Source organism: Commensalibacter sp. W6292M3 (assembly GCF_016101315.1).
In the GTDB taxonomy this organism is placed as follows: domain Bacteria; phylum Pseudomonadota; class Alphaproteobacteria; order Acetobacterales; family Acetobacteraceae; genus Commensalibacter; species Commensalibacter melissae.
Map to the genome: position 1 here is coordinate 267,310 of NZ_JACFQT010000002.1, position 17,261 is coordinate 284,570.

Consider the following 17,261-nt stretch of genomic DNA (forward strand, 5'->3'; position numbering starts at 1 on the left):
ATCAATGCAACTGTTACATATCTGATATTATATTGATTATATATAAAAAAAATTGATATTCATTGGATTAGTTAACAGAGTATTTTAGATTTCTATTTTTATGTCATGAATTGGTTAATAGAATTGACGGGGTTGGATAATATTACTCTATCATTTACATTACATCATGGTTTTGTAGAGTCATATTTCTTATGGGTACGAATAAAATTTTTAGAATAATTTTTTAATATTTGATTGAGGTTTAAAAGAAGTAATGCGAGACTTGGATCGGTCTTCTGAAAGTCATATTTTTGTTGAAAAACATCATTCCCCTTTAAAGATATCATTTCACGGATGGATAAAAATTATAATGGCGACCATTCATACACTAATTGATGGTCCATATATGCTGGTCGCAGCTGGTTGCGCATTTTTTTCTACCTTGTCACTATTTCCTTCTATAAGTAGCTTGATTTCCATTTATGGGCTGGTTTTTGATCCACAAACGGTTGAGCCACAACTGGAATTTCTACAACATTTTTTCCCCCCGAATGTTTATGTTTTTTTACAGGAAATGATTAACAGTATTGTCGAGCAAACCCATTCCACTTTAACAATACAATTGGTTGTTTCCATTTTGTTCGCTCTTTGGTCTGCATCCATTGGGACAAAGGGTTTGGTTACGGGGCTAAACGTTGCCTATAATACGCATGAAACACGGAGTTTCTTGAAATTTCAGGTTCTATCTGTTGTTTTGACATTCTGCGCTATTTTGGGAACGATTATGACCCTTGCGGTTATTGTTGCTTTACCGGCAATTTTGAATATTTTGCCATATCAATTTCTAAATATTCTTACAGATTACTTTCCTGCTTACAATATGGTGAGAATAAGTAGTAACATTATTGTTTTTCTTTTTGCAACGTGGACTTTTGCTTTATTTTACCGTTTTGGGCCCTGCCGTTCCAACGTGCATTGGCGTTGGACATGTCCAGGCGCTTTTATCGCCACAATTTTATGGTTGTTGGCTGCCTTTTCTTTTTCTTATTACGTTGCCCATTTTGCAAATTTTACAAGTACTTACGGCCCATTGGGAACCGTGGTTGCTGTTATGATGTGGTTTCTGGTTTCCTGCTATGTTGTTCTGGTTGGCGCTCAGTTCAATGCCCAGATAGAAGGATATATCTTAGATAGAAGCGAGGCTTCTAACAAGATACCATAGTCATAGAAAATTATTGGGGAGTTTCAGCAACTTCGATATTATTCAGGGGTTTAATTGTTACATGGGCAGTTCCCCGGCTTAACATGCCAATTTTTGCTGCAGCAGCTTTTGATAGATCAATAATGCGATGTTTTACGAAAGGGCCACGATCGTTAATGGTGACGATGACTGAGTGCCCTGTATCTTCTGATTTAACCAACACTTTGCTTCCCAAAGGAAGGGTAGGATGAGCTGCGGTAAAATTCTGGTTGTTGAATGTTGAACCAGAGGCTGTTTTACGTCTTTGCGTATGTCGCCCACCGTACCAGCTGGCAATACCGCTTTGAAAAGCTGTTTCATCTGTACTGATGATCATGTCTGCAGGATGTCTATTTTTGTGAAGAGTGTAGGGCATCACTCTTTTCTTTAATTTTCGAATCCGGTGAGAGGTGATCTTATGAGAACCGGAGTTAGCATATACTTGCATGGATTGAACATTTAATCCGATAACAAGTGACAAAGCCAGTAATTTATTTCGACGTTTCATATACCCTGTTTATTATAGCGTTTTTTGATCATAATGATTAAGAAAACCGCCATAATTCCTTTAAGTTAATATAAACCATGTTAAAAGCTAGAGAAAAAAAATGGCAAAAAAATGAAAAGATTTGCTTTTGTAACTTTACGCTAATACAATTGACGCACATATGGCAAATAATTTGTTTAATCTATTGTTTCTGGCTGAAATGATATAAATAGACATAGTTTATCAAAAAATTAAGAGAAAATTTAATTAATTTGTTGACTGTTTATAAGAGAGGCTTTTTAAATTCATATAGTGTTAAACCTGATTAAAGGCATGAATAACTAGTGATGGAATTGCCCCTCGTATATGTTTTGAATGGTCCTAATTTAAATATGTTAGGAATGCGTCAGCCAAATGTGTATGGTCATGCAACCTTGGATGATGTAGAACAAATCTGTATTCAAAATGCAGAACAGCTCGAAATAGCAATTGATTTTCGCCAATCCAATGATGAGGGGGAACTTGTTTCCTGGATTCAGGAGTGTAGGGGAAAAGCAAAGGGAATTATCATTAATGCAGGAGCATATAGTCATACTTCTATAGCAATTTTAGATGCTTTACTGGCAGTTGATTTACCTGTTATAGAGGTACATATATCAAATATTTACCGCCGGGAATCATTTCGGCATCATTCTTATGTTTCTCATGCGGCGACAGGGGTAATCTGTGGATTGGGTATTCAGGGTTATGCCTTGGCCTTGGCTGCGTTGGCAAATCTTATATTGGAAGAGGATAGTTGATGAGCAAAATGCTCGTAGATGTAGAAGTTATTCGTAAATTGGCTGATATTTTAACTGAAACAGGGTTAACAGAAATCGAGGTTTCCGAAAAGGATCAGCATATTCGCGTCGTAAAGAATATTACCGTTAACGCAAGTCCAGTAACAGCTCCCGTTTCCATGGCTCCTGTCATGAATTCCGCGCCTGTGCCTGTAACGGTTAATAATGATGATGCCAAACAGGAAGAAGATCTCTCTAAACATCCTGGCGCGCTGCTAAGTCCAATGATTGGTGTGGCTTATTTAACGCCGGAACCTTCTGCCCCCCCTTTTGTAACTGTTGGACAAGAGGTTCAGTCTGGACAGATCATCATGCTTATTGAAGCGATGAAAACTTTTAATCAAATTCGTGCCCATAAATCAGGAAAATTGACGCGTATGCTTGTTAATTCCGGTGATCCAGTAGAATATGGTGAGGTTCTGGCGGTAATTGAATAAAATGTTTTCAAAGATTTTAATCGCGAATCGTGGAGAAATTGCTCTTCGTATTTTACGGGCATGTCGTGAAATGGGCATTAAAACCGTTGCTGTGCATTCAACTGCGGATACAGATGCAATGCATGTGCGTTTGGCAGATGAAAGCGTATGTATTGGTCCCCCTTCAGTCACAGACAGTTATTTGAATAAGAGGGCAATTTTATCTGCAGCAGCCATCACAGGAGCCGAAGCAATTCATCCTGGTTATGGTTTTCTTTCCGAGAATGCAGATTTTGCCGAACTGGTTGAAGAGCATGGGTTTGTTTTTATTGGTCCTTCTGCCCAGCATATTCGTATGATGGGTGATAAGATCCAGGCCAAAACAACCATGAAGAAATTCAATGTTCCTCTGGTTCCAGGTTCAGATGGGGCTTTGTCAGATCTTGCTACAGCAAAAGAGGTTGCAAATAAGATTGGTTATCCAGTTTTGATCAAGGCTTCTGCTGGGGGTGGAGGTCGCGGCATGAAAGTTGCCTCTACAGAAACAGAGCTGGAAGAGGCGTGGCAGGTTGCAAGGGCTGAAGCAAAAATGGCTTTTGGTAATGACGAAGTTTATATGGAAAAATATTTGGATAAACCTCGTCATATAGAAGTTCAGATTATTGGCGATCAACATGGTAATGTCTTATTTTTGGGTGAGCGGGACTGTTCTTTGCAGAGACGGCATCAAAAAGTGTTGGAAGAAGCTTTGTCTCCCTGTCTAACTGTAAAGGAACGTGATTTTATTGGTAAAGTTGCCACCCATGCCATGCAGCAATTGGAATATAAAAATGCCGGTACGCTTGAATTTCTTTATCAGGATGGACAATTTTGTTTTATTGAGATGAATACGCGTTTACAGGTTGAACATCCTGTTACCGAACTGGTTACCGATGTTGATCTTGTTGCAGAGCAAATTCGTGTGGCTTCAGGAGAAAAATTAAAATTAAGCCAAAAAGACATTCAGTTTAAAGGACATGCAATAGAATGCCGTATTAATGCCGAGGACCCTGAAAATTTTGTACCCAACCCTGGAAAAATCGAAGTTTTTCATTCTCCAGGTGGACTGGGGGTTCGTTTGGATAGCGCTTTATATGTTGGTTATACTATTCCACCATATTATGATAGTATGATTGCCAAATTAATTGCCTATGGACATGACAGGGCAACCGCAATTGCAAGAATGCAAAGAGCATTGGAGGAAATGGTTGTGACAGGTGTAAAAACAACCATTCCATTACAGCAGAAAATATTGGCAGATAAAGAGTTTCAGAAAGGTGACTATACCATACATTGGCTGGAACATTTTATTGAGAAAAACAAAGCCGAAAATAATTGAAGCTTTATTCATTATAAGTGATTGCTGAAAATAAGGGGACGTCAATTTTTTCGCGTCCCTTTAAATTTTTTAGTTCAATTAAGGCAGCTGCTCCGATGATATTGGCACCAGTTTTACGTAAAAGTTTAATAGCGGCCTGCAACGTTCCACCAGTTGCGAGCAAGTCGTCAATAATAACAACGCGCTGTCCGGGCTTGATTGCATCTTCCTGAATATGGATACAATTTTGTCCATATTCCAAATCGTAATCAATTGAAATCGTTTTTCCAGGTAATTTTCCGGGTTTACGAATCATTATCATTCCACAGCCTAATGCTGTTGCAAGGGGTGATGCACTAACAAATCCTCTTGATTCAATTCCGGCAATTAGATCGGGTTGCCAAGCTGCAATTCCATGTGCCATACGTGCAGAAGCAATCTGCCAGGCATCAGCATTGCGTAGAAGTGTGGAGATATCGTAAAATAATATGCCTTCATGAGGATAGTTAGGAATAGTACGAATATATTTTTTTAAATCTATATTGGTGGGTGGTGTGAAATCTGTTTGATTAGGTGCGTTGCTCATTTCTAACAATCATTAATAAATTTAACATAAACCATTCATGTTTTAAAAGGTTCAAATACGTCACGCAATAAATTTATTGATCTTATGAATGTAGGTTATTTTTCTGCCAGTTTTTTTTTCTTTTTTCACAAAACTTTTCCACAAAAGGCATTAATCGTAGGATAAAATATGGTTTTAGCATCAAAAGTTTAGTTTGCAATCCTGACCATTTGGGAATGTAATATTCCAATCCTTTTTTCTTGAGGGCTTTCATAATTGTTTTACAGACAATTTCGGGTTCAAGAGGTGGAGAGCAGAAATTAAGCAAAGACCCCCCATTTTGCATTTCATTATGAAGCATTTGCGTGTCAATGGCGCCAGGAAAAATGGATGAAACATATATTTTCCGGGGACGGAGCTCCATGGCCAACGCCAAGGCAAATCCACGTAAACCATATTTACTGGCAGAATATAATGCGCTGTCTTTTAGGGGGAAAATACCTCCCAATGAATTTATAAAAACAATTGAGCTTTTTTTACGCATAAGCGGAAGTAAGCCCTTGGTCAAAAAAATGGCTCCATTAAGATTTACCTGAAGTTGGTTAAGTATTAATTGATCACTTAAATTTGAAAACGAACCTGGATAAATATTTCCTGCACAATGGATTAAGGCATTAATGTGATGGAATTGTTTTTTAATATCCTCACATAAATACTGTATTTCATTAAGATGAGAAATATCGCAAATACGAATAATGACTTTATCTCCATAATGGAGAGAAATTTGTTCTAATTGCGCAAGATTTCTTGCAATCATAATAATTTTGTAATGTTCTTCTAAAAGGTAAGAAACAAGTTTTTTGCCCAACCCCCCGGTTGCTCCAGTAAGAACAGCGATTTTATTAGATTGTTTAAAAATATTTAAATTCATTTAGATAAATCTCAAACTTAAAAGGTCATTATACTAAGTTATAGAATACTATTTAATTAAGTATAACATAATATTTTAAAATATAAGATATTTAGGTTTATATAGCGTAATTAATCAAACTTGTTTATTTTTACCATAAAATAATTTTATGAATTAAATGTTATAAGAAGTATCGAGCAATGAATAAAATTGTTGTTTTAACTGGAGCCGGGATCAGTCAGGAATCGGGTCTTGATACGTTTCGTGATGCTAATGGTATCTGGGCGAAATATAATATGGAAGAAGTTTGCACCTTGGAAGGATTTAAGAAAAATCCTGAAAAATTACATGAATTTTATAATCAGTTACGTTCGAATTTGCCTAAATATTTACCCAATGCCGCTCATATTGCCTTGGCAAAACTTGAACAGGCTGTCTTGAAAAAAGAAATTGAAGCTGAATTGGTTTTGATAACGCAAAATATTGATGATTTACATGAACGTGCCGGGAACCGTTTTCTTTATCATATGCATGGAGAATTGTACAAGATAAGATGCACAACATGTGATCGACGTATGGAATGGCATAAGTCATGTTTTCCATATACATCTTGTCCATATTGTCATGCTGTGACATTACGGCCAGATATTGTATGGTTTGGGGAAATGCCTTATTATATGCAAGAAATTGGAAGGGCATTATCAGATTGTAACTTATTTGTCGCCATTGGTACTTCCGGTGTAGTCTATCCAGCTGCTGGGTTTGTAAACGAAGTACAGGGGCGAGCGAAAACAATCGAGTTAAATCTGGAACATTCTATGGGCACATCAAATTTTGATGAATCCTGGCAAGGTTCAGCAACAGAATTGGTTCCCGAATTTGTCAATTATTTATTAAACGCCTATCAGAAATAAGGGAAAAGAATGGCTGACTCTTTAAACCGTCTTTTGAAAGAGGTTCGGGCTTGTCATATCTGCAGGGATTTACCTTTGGGTCCAAAACCCATTTTGCAGGTAGGTTCGTCTAAAGTGCGGTTGTTAATCACTGGACAGGCTCCGGGTACACGTGCACATGAAACGGGAATAACGTTTAACGATCCTTCGGGGGATCGTTTGCGTGAATGGATGGGAATTAACCGATCCTTATTTTATAATGATCAATTGATCTCAATTATTCCAATGGGATTTTGTTATCCAGGCAGTTATGAAAGAGGTGGGGACTTACCTCCTCGTAAAGAATGTGCGCCACAATGGAGAGCCAAACTTTTGAAATTATTGCCTGATATTGAATTAACCCTTCTGGTTGGATCTTATGCACAAAATTATGTCTTGGGAAAAGGAAGCCTAACAGAACGAGTTAAGAATTTTCGGGATTATTTACCTAATTTTTTGCCTCTTCCTCATCCTTCATGGCGGACAAGAATTTGGGCAAAAAAGAACCCTTTTTTTGAAACGGAAGTTTTACCAGAGTTGAAAAAAAGGGTTTGCGATATTTTGAGTTTAAACATGAAATCTTAAATATTTATTTAATAACTTATCATATTAAATAAAGGAAACTGCATCTTGGCAGAAGTTGAAAATAATTATTTTATAGCCAACTTATAATTTTTCCAACATTATGTATATTTTTGGATAAAAGATTATATGCCAAGATAAAATCTGCATAGGTTATATCTTCACTATTTTGATATAAGTAATTATAAAAACTGTATAGATCATGTACAGAATCAGGTGAAACATTGAAATTAATTTCTAAATCCTTTGATTTCAGTTGAAGGTATTCCCATTCCTTACAAATGTTTTTGTTGACATCTACATCTCCAAAAAAACCTGTATCAGGATTTAACGACATAAATTTTTTAGAATAAGGTGTTTGTAATGAATGGTAAGGTGTATTATCAATTGAGCAAACTGAAAATTGATAGGTTGATGAAAATTTATTTAAAAATTTAATAATGAAAGGAATAGTAGATATGGAATTGCTTTCTTTATAGAAAAGATAAATCAAATTTGGTTTATGATTGTATATAACGCCATATATTGGTATCATGTTTTGTATATTTTCAAAATTAAATAAATATCCTTCACGCATATGTAAAGCTAGATACCGTTCTTTTGTTGAGCAAAGGCTAAAACAACTTGTTTGTTTGTTGTTGGATTTTTTCTTGTTAAAAGATCCCGTAATTTCAAATATATAACGATATACACATTCTTGTTTAAGGGTTACTAATATTTCGTTGGCTTTTTTTATAAAATCTTTTCTTTCCTGATGTTCTATATCATTTCTATTGAAATGTTTCCATCGACCTTCTGAATTTATCAAATCTGTATTTAGGCGGTATTGAATTCTAATTATATAATCTTCCATCGATCGGTTAATATAATGGTTGATACATGCATTATCCCATATAACAGTATCACTATCAGCACGTTTGTTTGAAACAGGTAATCCACAAGCATTTGCATAATTTTGAGGGATTGTTTTGAAATAATGAGGATTTTCATATTCAAACGAGTAATTGCTAGGCCTTATAAAACATTTTGTTAATAAAGTATCGGAAAAATTTTTATCACAGTGCTTAGTATAAGCTTCATAGGTTGGAATTTTGCTCTTTAAAACTCTATCTGAATTTCCATAAATTCTCCAATTTAAAGAAACACCATTATAGTGTAAGAATCTTTTAAAAAAATCCTGTATAGATAGATCGTGTTCTAGTGATACATATTCATCGGCATCCAAAAATCCAATCCAGTCATATTCTTGATTCAATGCTTTTCGACAAGCGCTTTCAAATGCATTAGCTTGTCGATCATAAAAATAAGGAATACTGACAGGATTTGTTAGTTCAATTTCAATATTATATATATTAGAAACAGTTTTTAATATTTCATATGTTCCATCTGTTGAGTGATCATCATAAATAAAAAATTTATCGATACCGATAGCAAGATGCCAAGAAATCCATGATAAAATGTTTGGATTTTCATTTTTAAGAAATAAAGCGAGACAAATTTTCATACTTAAATAACTTTTTAGAAAAATAACAATAATACGTATTTAAAATTATAAATATATCGAAATAATAATATAAAAATAGCAAAAAATTAATTATTTTTTAATTTTTCTTAATGTTAAGTTATTAATATTTATGTATATTGTCTATTTGTCACCCTTTTCTGAGGAGGGTTTGTTATTGGATAGCTGACTTATATTATTTAGATATTCAGATAAGATGTTATTTCTTACTGCATCTGTATTTGCCAGATAATTTGTATAACAAACAATGGTCATGACTAAAGAGCTTTCTGTAATGTTATCAACCCATATATAGGGTTTCGGATCATCTAGAACATCTTTTTGTTTTTCCATGATTTTCATGATTAACGTGCGTGCTTGATCCAATTGTTGAATGGTAATTACAGGTAATTTAAATGAAACCAGACCCATATGACGTCCACGGGTGGCATTCTGAACAGAAGATGTGATAATTTGTGAATTTGGAACAATTAGGGTTGAAAAATCTGACAAACGAATTTCGGTAGCTCTTACTTTGATGCTCATTACCACTCCTTTAACACCATTTATGATAACCGTATCCCCTATGCGGACGGGTCTTTCAGCGAGAAGGATAAGACCGGAAACAAAATTCTGGACAATGGCTTGTAAACCGAAACCAATACCGACAGAAAGAGCGCTGACAATCCAGGTAATGTTTTGGGTTGTTACCCCAAGGATGGATAAATCAATAATGGCGACAACGACCCAACAGCAATAATTGAAAATTGTATCAATTGAATTACAGGTTGCATTATCCAGACTGGTTTTTGGGAAGAAGTTTTTATTTAACCAGTTTCTGACAATTCTTATACAATATATACCAATGAAAAATACCAAGATTGCCTCGGCGATTGTTGAAAAGGAAAATGTAAAGTTACCTATTTTTTGGTTGGTTAGGGTGGTTGTTAAATGTTGGATGAAGACGACCAGATCAAAATTACCGGGGGAAATAATGGAAACAATTGTCAGAATGACAGTTGTTAGTGTGATGACACCGGTAATGATGGTTGATAATTGTTCCATGCTTTGAGGTTTTATGCCTAAAAGTTGTATTTTTTTACCCAGCCAGCGATCCGGATCAAAGATGAGGTTTGTTATATCATTCAAAAGTATTCTTAAAAGACTTAAAGTACTGAAAACCAGAATTACCCAGTTAAACCATACACACATTGAATAACCCAAATGGATGTATCCTGTTAGGATGGCAACAATAGAGATGATACAGAATAATGGGAGCCCGATTGCAACGACAAGAAGTGTGATATCCGGACTTTGATTATTTTGTGCTGAATGAAGTTTGATTCTTTTCTGACCCACTTCGCGAAGCTTTATGGGAATGGACAAAAAAAGGATTGAGGCGACACAGGCAAAAAAACCATTGCATAATTGCTGTGCTATAATACTTACACCACTAACATTATTGATATAACGGACAATTCCAAGAAGCAGGATAATGGCCATATAAATATTGGGTAGAATATTGATTGAATGCGCAACTTCGTCACCAATGGGCAATAACCGCCATTGTGGATTTTTTACGGCAAGGAAACCTCGATAAAGTCCAAAGATGAAACCGCAAAAATAAAGTTGGTGAATTATGTTTTGTGCAAAAGCATAGGCTTGTGGGCTGATCGTATTGTGGTTATTAATGGTTACCAAAATGAGTGTGGCAGATAATCCTGCGGTAAGAGAGGCTATTATTGCTGAACACAGCGTCATTAAACTGCGTCTAAGACGTGTGGGGGGAATGAATTTTTCTGTGAACTGTACCAGTCCCTTTTCAATAAGAGGACGTAGGATGAAAATTAACAGAATAGCGCCAAGAAAACCTGCAAGCATTGTAAGACGGCTTCCCCAGCCATCTTGCCATGTTTTGGTGAATAAACTGCCAAAATCAGAATATAGTTTATTTATGCGGGAACTGTCATCATCGTAATGAATGGCAATTTCATGCCAAAAATTATAACCTAGGGGGGAGGATATGCGGGTAAATAACTGCACCTGTTGAATCTTGGATAAAGCCTGCTGAATTTGTGCAACCTGACTATTGGCTTCCAAGGATATGATTGTTGCCTGCTGAATTTTTGCGCTAAGATCATTTCTATTTTGAATAAAGGATTTTTGTCGATCATTTAAATTTTTAATATCATCTTTATTTTTATCACTTCCTGTATTTTGGATAACGTTATCCAGTAGCTTTAAAGCCTGATTATATCCCTTCAGACGAGGGGTCAAATCAGTTACAATCGCATCTGCCGAGGTGGATATGGATCGCGCTTGATTCAGCAGATTTTTGAATTGTGTAAAATCTTCAGAATGCTGAAGGTTTTGTAAGCTTTTATTAATATTTCCCAATTGTTTTATAAGCTTATTTAAAATTGGTTGAGTTGTTGTATCGGGAATATTGAGAAAAACAGGTGTATTTGAAGGGGTTGATGAGGAAATAAGAGAGTTGGCTGCTTCTTGCGCGTGGGTATTTTGTATAGATATTATTCCAAAGGAAAGGAAAAGACTAAATAATAGGTATTGCACTATTTTCATAGAAGCAGCTCCAAGTTTAAAGGCAAATTTGTTTTATTTTATAACGACTTGGTAAAGTAAACTATAAAAATATGTAAAAATATTGTTTTTTTGTACGAAATAAGGCGAAAATGGCTTTTTTGGAATGAATTATATGGGAATTGTTAGTAAAATGTATTCTCAAACATTGCTTTATTACAATAAAAACATAATTTCTGAATGAATTAATGATAGCAAACAATCTGATTTATACGTTAACCGCCCCTTATCAGTTTCAGCAAGAAATTCGAAAAAGTATATTTTTGGCACATGCTGTGCCCGTCTATACAGAAATGCAGGTTGGGGAATGGTTGCAACGGTTAAAAATACCAGAGGCAACACATAATTGCTGGGCTTATCGTATAGGACAAAATTATAAAAGCAATGATGATGGTGAACCTTCCGGAACAGCGGGGCGACCCATTTTACAAGTTATAGAAAGACAGAATTTTGATTGTACACTAGTAATAGTTATTCGATGGTTTGGCGGTATTAAGCTAGGCGCAGGCGGTCTTATTCGGGCCTATAGTGGAACTGCGGCTGAATGTTTACGTCAGTCTTCCTCCAAATTATATATTCCTAAAAAAGAAATTATAATTGTCTGTTCTTTTTCAGATTATGCTTTGGTAAAAGTCCGTATTGGAGAATATCAAGCAGAAATTGCCATGGAAAATTTTGAATCCATGGATGTGGAGTGTCATCTTGTCGTGCCTGAAGAACAGTATTTGGCTTTGAAGCGGCGTTTACTTGATCTGACAAGGGGACAGATATTGATAGAGGATATTAATAGATAAAGATCGGTGATAAAATACAGGAGGAGAGATGATTTCCTGATCCTTGGGGTATAAGGATCAGTTACGTTTGTATTGACGCAAATTAGAAATCTGTTCCCCCGACGGTCAGGCCGGAAAGTTTAAGGGATGGCTGTCCAACTCCAACCGGTACGCCTTGACCAGCCTTGCCGCAAGTTCCCACCCCTTTATCTAATTCAACTTTATTGCCAATCATTGTGATTTTGGTAAGGGCATCTGGACCATTTCCAATCAGGGTGGCCCCTTTAACTGGATGGGTGACCTTTCCATTTTCTATCAGATACGCCTCAGAAGTAGAGAAGACAAATTTACCAGAGGTAATATCAACCTGACCACCGCCAAAATTGACAGCGTAAAGACCTTTTTTGGTGCTTTTAATCATATCGTCCAACGTATCTTTTCCAGCCAGCATAAATGTATTGGTCATACGAGGAATTGGCGCACAGGCAAAAGATTCTCTACGTCCATTTCCCGTTGATGGTTTATTCATCAGACGGGCGTTCAAACGGTCATAAAGTAATCCTGTCAAAATGCCATCCTCGATCAGGTTTGTCCGTTGAGTTGGAGTTCCCTCATCATCAATATTAAGACTTCCCCGTCGTTCAGAGAGGGTGCCGTCATCAACGACATTAACCCCTGGAGCTGCAATTCTTTTACCCATTAAACCGGCAAAAGCAGAGGTTCCCTTGCGATTGAAATCACCTTCTAATCCGTGGCCGATAGCCTCATGTAACAAAATACCAGGCCATCCAGACCCGAGAACGACATCCATTTCACCGGCAGGTGCAGATTTACTTTCCTGATTGATTAGGGATTGATGCAAGGCTTCATGAACAGCATTTTTCCAAATATTTTCCTGTGTAATATGATCATAACCATAGCGTCCACCACACCCATAGGAACCTATTTCTTGACGTCCATTTTTTTCTGTTATGATGGTAACATTAAGTCGAACCAGGGGACGGATGTCAGCAACACGGAACTGACTGGTCCGGATAATTTGAATGGCCTGCCATTCTGCCGATAGGGATGCGCTTACCTGAACGACATGAGGACTTTTTGAACGGGCATAAGCATCAATTTCATGAAGCAAATGAGCCCGATCGGCAAATTTACCTTGATGAAGTGGGTTGTCAGGGTGATAAAGCTGATGATTGGTCAAAACAGGTTTATCACTGATTATAGATTCATGATCTGATTTCAATTGGCTGACAGTTTCACTGGCACGTTTTAAGGCTTTATCACTTAATTCATTGGAAAAAGCAAATCCTGTTTGAGTATCCAAGACTGATCGTAGGCCAAATCCAGAAGTGATATCTGTTGTCGCGGTTCGGATGGTTCCATCATCAATACTTATCATTTCACTTTCACGATATTCAAGAAACAGTTCTCCATCATCCATGGAAGAAAGGGTCTGATGAATGGATTTTTCTGTCTTATCCCGATCCAGCTGGGTTTTCTGTGGATTAAAAAATATAGAATCTGTCAGGGTCAAGGCATTGATGGGGTCAGTCATAAATGATAGCTTTCAAGAGGATCAAAATAAAAAATGTTAGTTATGATAATGATTTATTTTTACGCATATGATGTAGGGCAATCGTAACTGTTGTCAATAAAACGATTGCAAAGGCTTGATGAACGGTGCCTGCCCAGACAGGAACAACAAGCAATAATGTTGTAATCCCCAGGGCGTATTGGATAAGGACAGCCCATCCCATTGCCATAAAGCTGTCCTTGGTCGTCTTGTCCAATGAGGATTTCAGACCTGTCATAACGGTTATTAGAATCATTATGCCTGTAAATGTTGCCAAGAGCCTATGATTGAATTGAATGGTTGAAATATTTTCAAACCAGTTTAACCAGAAAGGGGATAGTCTATTATAATCAGCAGGAATCAGGTGGCCGTTCATTAGGGGAAAACTGTTAAATGAATGACCCGCATGGGTTCCTGCAGTAAAACCACCGGCAACAATGGTGACTAGCAATAAAATGAAATCTGTTTTCAATAAGGTTTTAATAAATTTTACGGCTGGATTTTGGGTCAGTGGATTGGCAACAGGGTGGCGTAATGAAAGGGCTGTCCATAAAATAGCGATATAGAGAATAATGGCGCAGGCTAGATGCAAAACGAGACGGACCGGTTCAACCGCGGTACTGTTTGCTCTGAAGCCAGAATGAACCATGAACCAGCCAATACCGCCCTGTAATCCACCGAGAATAAAAAAAATGAACAGGCGCAGAGCCAGTTGTTTTGTGATCATTTTTTTATAAATAAACCAGATTAAGGGTAAAATGAGAACCAGACCTATTAATCTTCCCAGAAAACGATGGCTCCATTCAGCCCAGAAAATCTGTTTAAATCCATCCAGTCCAAAACCATTGTTAAGAATTTGATATTGTGGAATGGTTTTATAAAGATCGAATTCCCGAACCCATTCTGCGTGGCTTAGAGGAGGGATGATACCAGTGATTGGACGCCAATCCATGATGGACAGACCGGAACCCGTTAGTCGTGTATATCCCCCAAGGGCTATCATGCAAAGAAGCATAAAGCAGATGAGGAACAGCCACGTTGAAATTGATTTATTGTTTTGCATGAGTAAAGAAATTCTAAATAAATGATAAAGGGTATCGTTTTAAAGAAAAGTGAGATATTGTGTTTTTTTTTAGTCCTATAAGAAGGTTTTTGCAAGTCAAGCCTTTCATAAGGTCAATAATTTAGTTGTGTTATGAAAAGAAATAAAAATTTAACTCAATACAAAACACTAATTGGTCAAGTAATAAAACCATTATGTATGGTTTTTGGAATTGTTATTGTTCTTTTACTTGCTCGTTATTTTCACGGCTTTGATTTGTTTTTAAATGATCATACGTTATTAAGGCGCGGGATAAAAGGTCCCCTGATTTTCTTATCCATTGCCATCATTATGTGCATGGTCGGTTTTCCAAGACAGCTTGTCTGTCTGACGGCTGGGGTGGTATACGGTTTTTGGTTGGGTATTTTTTACGCCACGATTGCGACTGTCATAGGAGCGTTATTGGCCTATAACTGGGCCCGGTGGCTGGGACGTGAATGGGGGAAAAAATATCTTTCCCATGCAAAACTAAAAAAAATTCATCATTTCATTCAAACAAACCCTTTTCATACCGTTCTTATCTGCCGTTTGATGCCTGTGGGCTCTTCCGTTCTGCTGAATACCATGGCTGGTATAGTTGGTATTTCCGTTATGCCTTTTATCTGTGCGACTTTTCTGGGAAGCTTTCCACAAACGGTTGTTTTTGTTTTACTCGGCGGCGGAATTCGGATTGGCCATTTTGGGCAAATTACGTTAAGTTTACTTTTATTGGCTGTTTCAATACTTGCTGGTTTGATTTTAATGAAACGTTCTTTTAACAAAAAAGATGATTTATTATTGCCTGAATAATTATAAAAGCATTATAATTTTCTCAGGATATTTCAAGGAGACTATTGATGTTAAAGCTTTATACAATTCCAGGTGCTTGCTCAACAGGATGTCATATTGCCCTATATTGGTGCAAAGCTGATTTTGACTTTGAAATTGTTGATCATGATGGTTTAAAAAAGGATGAATTTCTTAAATTGAATCCATCAGGTCAGGTGCCCGTATTGGTTGATGATCGGTTTGTGCTGACTGAAAATGTCGCCATCATGAATTATATTGCGGATTCTTTTCCACAAGGGAAGCTGCTCGGAGATGGTAGTAAGCAACAAAGGGCAGAGGCTTTGCGTTGGTTGGCTTTTGTAAATTCCGATATTCATCCTGTATTCGGTTTGATTTTTGGAGGACAACAAATCAGCGGCGATCAAAAAGTGATTGAAATCCTTGATACTGCCGCTCGTAAAAAACTTCATAAATTATACGGTCAGGTTGATAAACAACTGGCGGAAAAGGAATGGATCGCGGGTTTCCGTAGTGTGGCAGATCCATATTTATTCATGACCTTGACCTGGGTTCAAAATCTAAAAATAGATATTTCGAGTTATAAGAATCTGTTGCAGTTTTATATGAAAATGCAAAAAGATGATGGGGTTCTTGCTGTTTTCAAGGCGGAAGGTATTCCGAATTTCGTTTGATGTCCAAATAAGGGATGATGAAAATGAAATCTCATTTTCATCATTTTGGAAAATTATTTTATCCATTATTTGACAAGATTAATTTTTGCATATTTTATAATCTTTTCATCGTTCAATAGATAAAGCTCGTCAATTAATCCGATTTGCAGACTGCCGGGGGCGTTGATATGTTGCATAGCGATATCGGCGGCAATGCCAATAAAAGCCATTGCCGCGGAACAAGCATATAGGGTGTTTTTTTCAACAGCCAGGCATGCTGCGGTGATGGCGGTTGCTGCACAACCAGATCCTGTTACTTTGGTTAAGAGAGAGTGGCTGTTTCTTACGGAGACAATCTCTTTTCCGTTGGTGATATAATCTGTTTGGCCACTGATTGACACAGTGGTTTTATAAGATAAGGCCAGTTGTTTAGCGGCTTCCAGTGCATCATGAGAGGAATCAAGACTATCCACTCCATGGCCCTGTGTTCGAGGAGATGTATTTTGATGATAATGGTAAAGACTGATAATTTCTGACGCATTTCCTCGAATGGCATTGGGGAAATTCTGTAAAAGACTGAGCGTTGTTTTAGCTCGATAAAGAGAGGCACTGATGCCCACCGGATCGAGTATCCATGGAATGTTTTGCTGGTATGCGGTACGACTGGCCAACTGCATGGAGCGTAATTGGGGTGTTGATAAAGTCCCGATATTGATAACCAGAGCGTTGGATTTTTGAACGAATTCCTCAACTTCCTCCTCCGCATTGGCCATGGCGGGTGATGCGCCAAGCCCAAGTAAAATATTTGCGGTAAATTGGGTTGCAACCTGATTGGTTATATTGAGGATAAGTGGATTTTTTGTGCGTATGGCATGAAGAGTGGAAATTAGGATATTGGGTTCGATCATGATAATACAAAGTTTTTGTTTTATAGGTTATGGTTTATGAATGGAGATTATAGACTA

At 37.1% G+C, this 17,261-nt stretch carries 17 protein-coding genes; 9 read left to right on the plus strand and 8 right to left on the minus strand.

Annotation, left to right across the window (positions count from 1 at the left end; genetic code table 11):
* Nucleotides 1–253 precede the first annotated feature (253 nt).
* Complete coding sequence (locus H3T57_RS06815; protein ID WP_110439252.1) at nucleotides 254–1,201, plus strand: YihY/virulence factor BrkB family protein; 948 nt, start codon at nucleotides 254–256, stop codon at nucleotides 1,199–1,201.
* 10 nt (nucleotides 1,202–1,211) lie between these two features.
* Here H3T57_RS06815 and H3T57_RS06820 read toward each other — a convergent pair whose 3' ends face one another.
* The gene (locus H3T57_RS06820) at nucleotides 1,212–1,727 is read right to left on the minus strand and encodes a septal ring lytic transglycosylase RlpA family protein (RefSeq protein ID WP_196424188.1); all 516 of its coding nucleotides are present in this window, start codon (nucleotides 1,725–1,727) and stop codon (nucleotides 1,212–1,214) included.
* Between the two features lie 326 nt (nucleotides 1,728–2,053).
* On the opposite strand from H3T57_RS06820, the gene aroQ reads away from it, so the two are divergent.
* From aroQ to accC, 3 genes are read left to right on the plus strand one after another with little or no spacing between them, the layout of a single operon-like run.
* Nucleotides 2,054–2,506: a type II 3-dehydroquinate dehydratase gene (aroQ, locus tag H3T57_RS06825; protein WP_110439253.1), complete on the plus strand. Its 453-nt coding sequence runs from the start codon at nucleotides 2,054–2,056 to the stop codon at nucleotides 2,504–2,506.
* Nucleotides 2,506–2,982 carry an acetyl-CoA carboxylase biotin carboxyl carrier protein gene (gene accB, locus H3T57_RS06830; RefSeq protein WP_110439254.1) on the plus strand — a complete coding sequence of 159 codons (477 nt, stop codon included), beginning with the start codon at nucleotides 2,506–2,508 and terminating at the stop codon, nucleotides 2,980–2,982. The genes aroQ and accB overlap by 1 nt, the downstream gene beginning before the upstream one ends.
* 1 nt (nucleotide 2,983) lies before the next feature.
* Nucleotides 2,984–4,339, plus strand: a complete 1,356-nt coding sequence (gene accC / locus H3T57_RS06835; RefSeq protein ID WP_198193632.1) for an acetyl-CoA carboxylase biotin carboxylase subunit — start codon at nucleotides 2,984–2,986, stop codon at nucleotides 4,337–4,339.
* Nucleotides 4,340–4,343: 4 nt separating this feature from the next.
* Here the strand turns inward: accC and H3T57_RS06840 are convergent, their stop codons facing one another.
* Together H3T57_RS06840 and H3T57_RS06845 are read right to left on the minus strand one after the other, a co-directional pair.
* A complete protein-coding gene (locus H3T57_RS06840; protein WP_110439256.1) occupies nucleotides 4,344–4,904 on the minus strand; it encodes an adenine phosphoribosyltransferase in 561 nt (186 codons plus the stop codon).
* A gap of 82 nt (nucleotides 4,905–4,986) precedes the next feature.
* Entirely contained in the window at nucleotides 4,987–5,814 is an 828-nt protein-coding gene (locus tag H3T57_RS06845; protein WP_110439257.1) for an SDR family oxidoreductase, read from the minus strand.
* Between the two features lie 179 nt (nucleotides 5,815–5,993).
* Between H3T57_RS06845 and H3T57_RS06850 the strand changes: the two genes are divergently transcribed.
* Both H3T57_RS06850 and H3T57_RS06855 read left to right on the plus strand, forming a co-directional pair.
* A complete protein-coding gene (locus H3T57_RS06850; protein WP_155579879.1) occupies nucleotides 5,994–6,707 on the plus strand; it encodes an NAD-dependent deacylase in 714 nt (237 codons plus the stop codon).
* A gap of 9 nt (nucleotides 6,708–6,716) precedes the next feature.
* The gene (locus H3T57_RS06855) at nucleotides 6,717–7,310 is read left to right on the plus strand and encodes a uracil-DNA glycosylase family protein (protein WP_198193633.1); all 594 of its coding nucleotides are present in this window, start codon (nucleotides 6,717–6,719) and stop codon (nucleotides 7,308–7,310) included.
* 70 nt (nucleotides 7,311–7,380) lie between these two features.
* On the opposite strand, the gene H3T57_RS06860 is transcribed toward H3T57_RS06855, so the two are convergent.
* Entirely contained in the window at nucleotides 7,381–8,811 is a 1,431-nt protein-coding gene (locus tag H3T57_RS06860; RefSeq protein ID WP_198193634.1) for a glycosyltransferase family 2 protein, read from the minus strand.
* A 141-nt stretch (nucleotides 8,812–8,952) separates the two neighbouring features.
* Entirely contained in the window at nucleotides 8,953–11,391 is a 2,439-nt protein-coding gene (locus H3T57_RS06865) for a DUF3772 domain-containing protein (RefSeq protein WP_198193635.1), read from the minus strand.
* A gap of 206 nt (nucleotides 11,392–11,597) precedes the next feature.
* Here H3T57_RS06865 and H3T57_RS06870 point away from each other — a divergent pair, with 206 nt between their 5' ends.
* A complete protein-coding gene (locus H3T57_RS06870; RefSeq protein ID WP_155579882.1) occupies nucleotides 11,598–12,203 on the plus strand; it encodes a YigZ family protein in 606 nt (201 codons plus the stop codon).
* An 82-nt stretch (nucleotides 12,204–12,285) separates the two neighbouring features.
* On the opposite strand, the gene tldD is transcribed toward H3T57_RS06870, so the two are convergent.
* On the minus strand, nucleotides 12,286–13,737 hold the full coding sequence (gene tldD / locus H3T57_RS06875; RefSeq protein ID WP_198193636.1) for a metalloprotease TldD: 1,452 nt from the start codon (nucleotides 13,735–13,737) through the stop codon (nucleotides 12,286–12,288).
* 40 nt (nucleotides 13,738–13,777) lie between these two features.
* The gene (locus H3T57_RS06880; protein ID WP_198193637.1) at nucleotides 13,778–14,818 is read right to left on the minus strand and encodes a COX15/CtaA family protein; all 1,041 of its coding nucleotides are present in this window, start codon (nucleotides 14,816–14,818) and stop codon (nucleotides 13,778–13,780) included.
* 198 nt (nucleotides 14,819–15,016) lie between these two features.
* Here H3T57_RS06880 and H3T57_RS06885 point away from each other — a divergent pair, with 198 nt between their 5' ends.
* Together H3T57_RS06885 and H3T57_RS06890 are read left to right on the plus strand one after the other, a co-directional pair.
* On the plus strand, nucleotides 15,017–15,646 hold the full coding sequence (locus H3T57_RS06885; protein ID WP_196424189.1) for a TVP38/TMEM64 family protein: 630 nt from the start codon (nucleotides 15,017–15,019) through the stop codon (nucleotides 15,644–15,646).
* A gap of 47 nt (nucleotides 15,647–15,693) precedes the next feature.
* On the plus strand, nucleotides 15,694–16,317 hold the full coding sequence (locus H3T57_RS06890; protein ID WP_155567519.1) for a glutathione S-transferase family protein: 624 nt from the start codon (nucleotides 15,694–15,696) through the stop codon (nucleotides 16,315–16,317).
* 65 nt (nucleotides 16,318–16,382) lie between these two features.
* Here the strand turns inward: H3T57_RS06890 and thiM are convergent, their stop codons facing one another.
* Entirely contained in the window at nucleotides 16,383–17,204 is an 822-nt protein-coding gene (gene thiM / locus H3T57_RS06895; protein WP_155566186.1) for a hydroxyethylthiazole kinase, read from the minus strand.
* Between the last annotated feature and the right edge of the window lie 57 nt (nucleotides 17,205–17,261).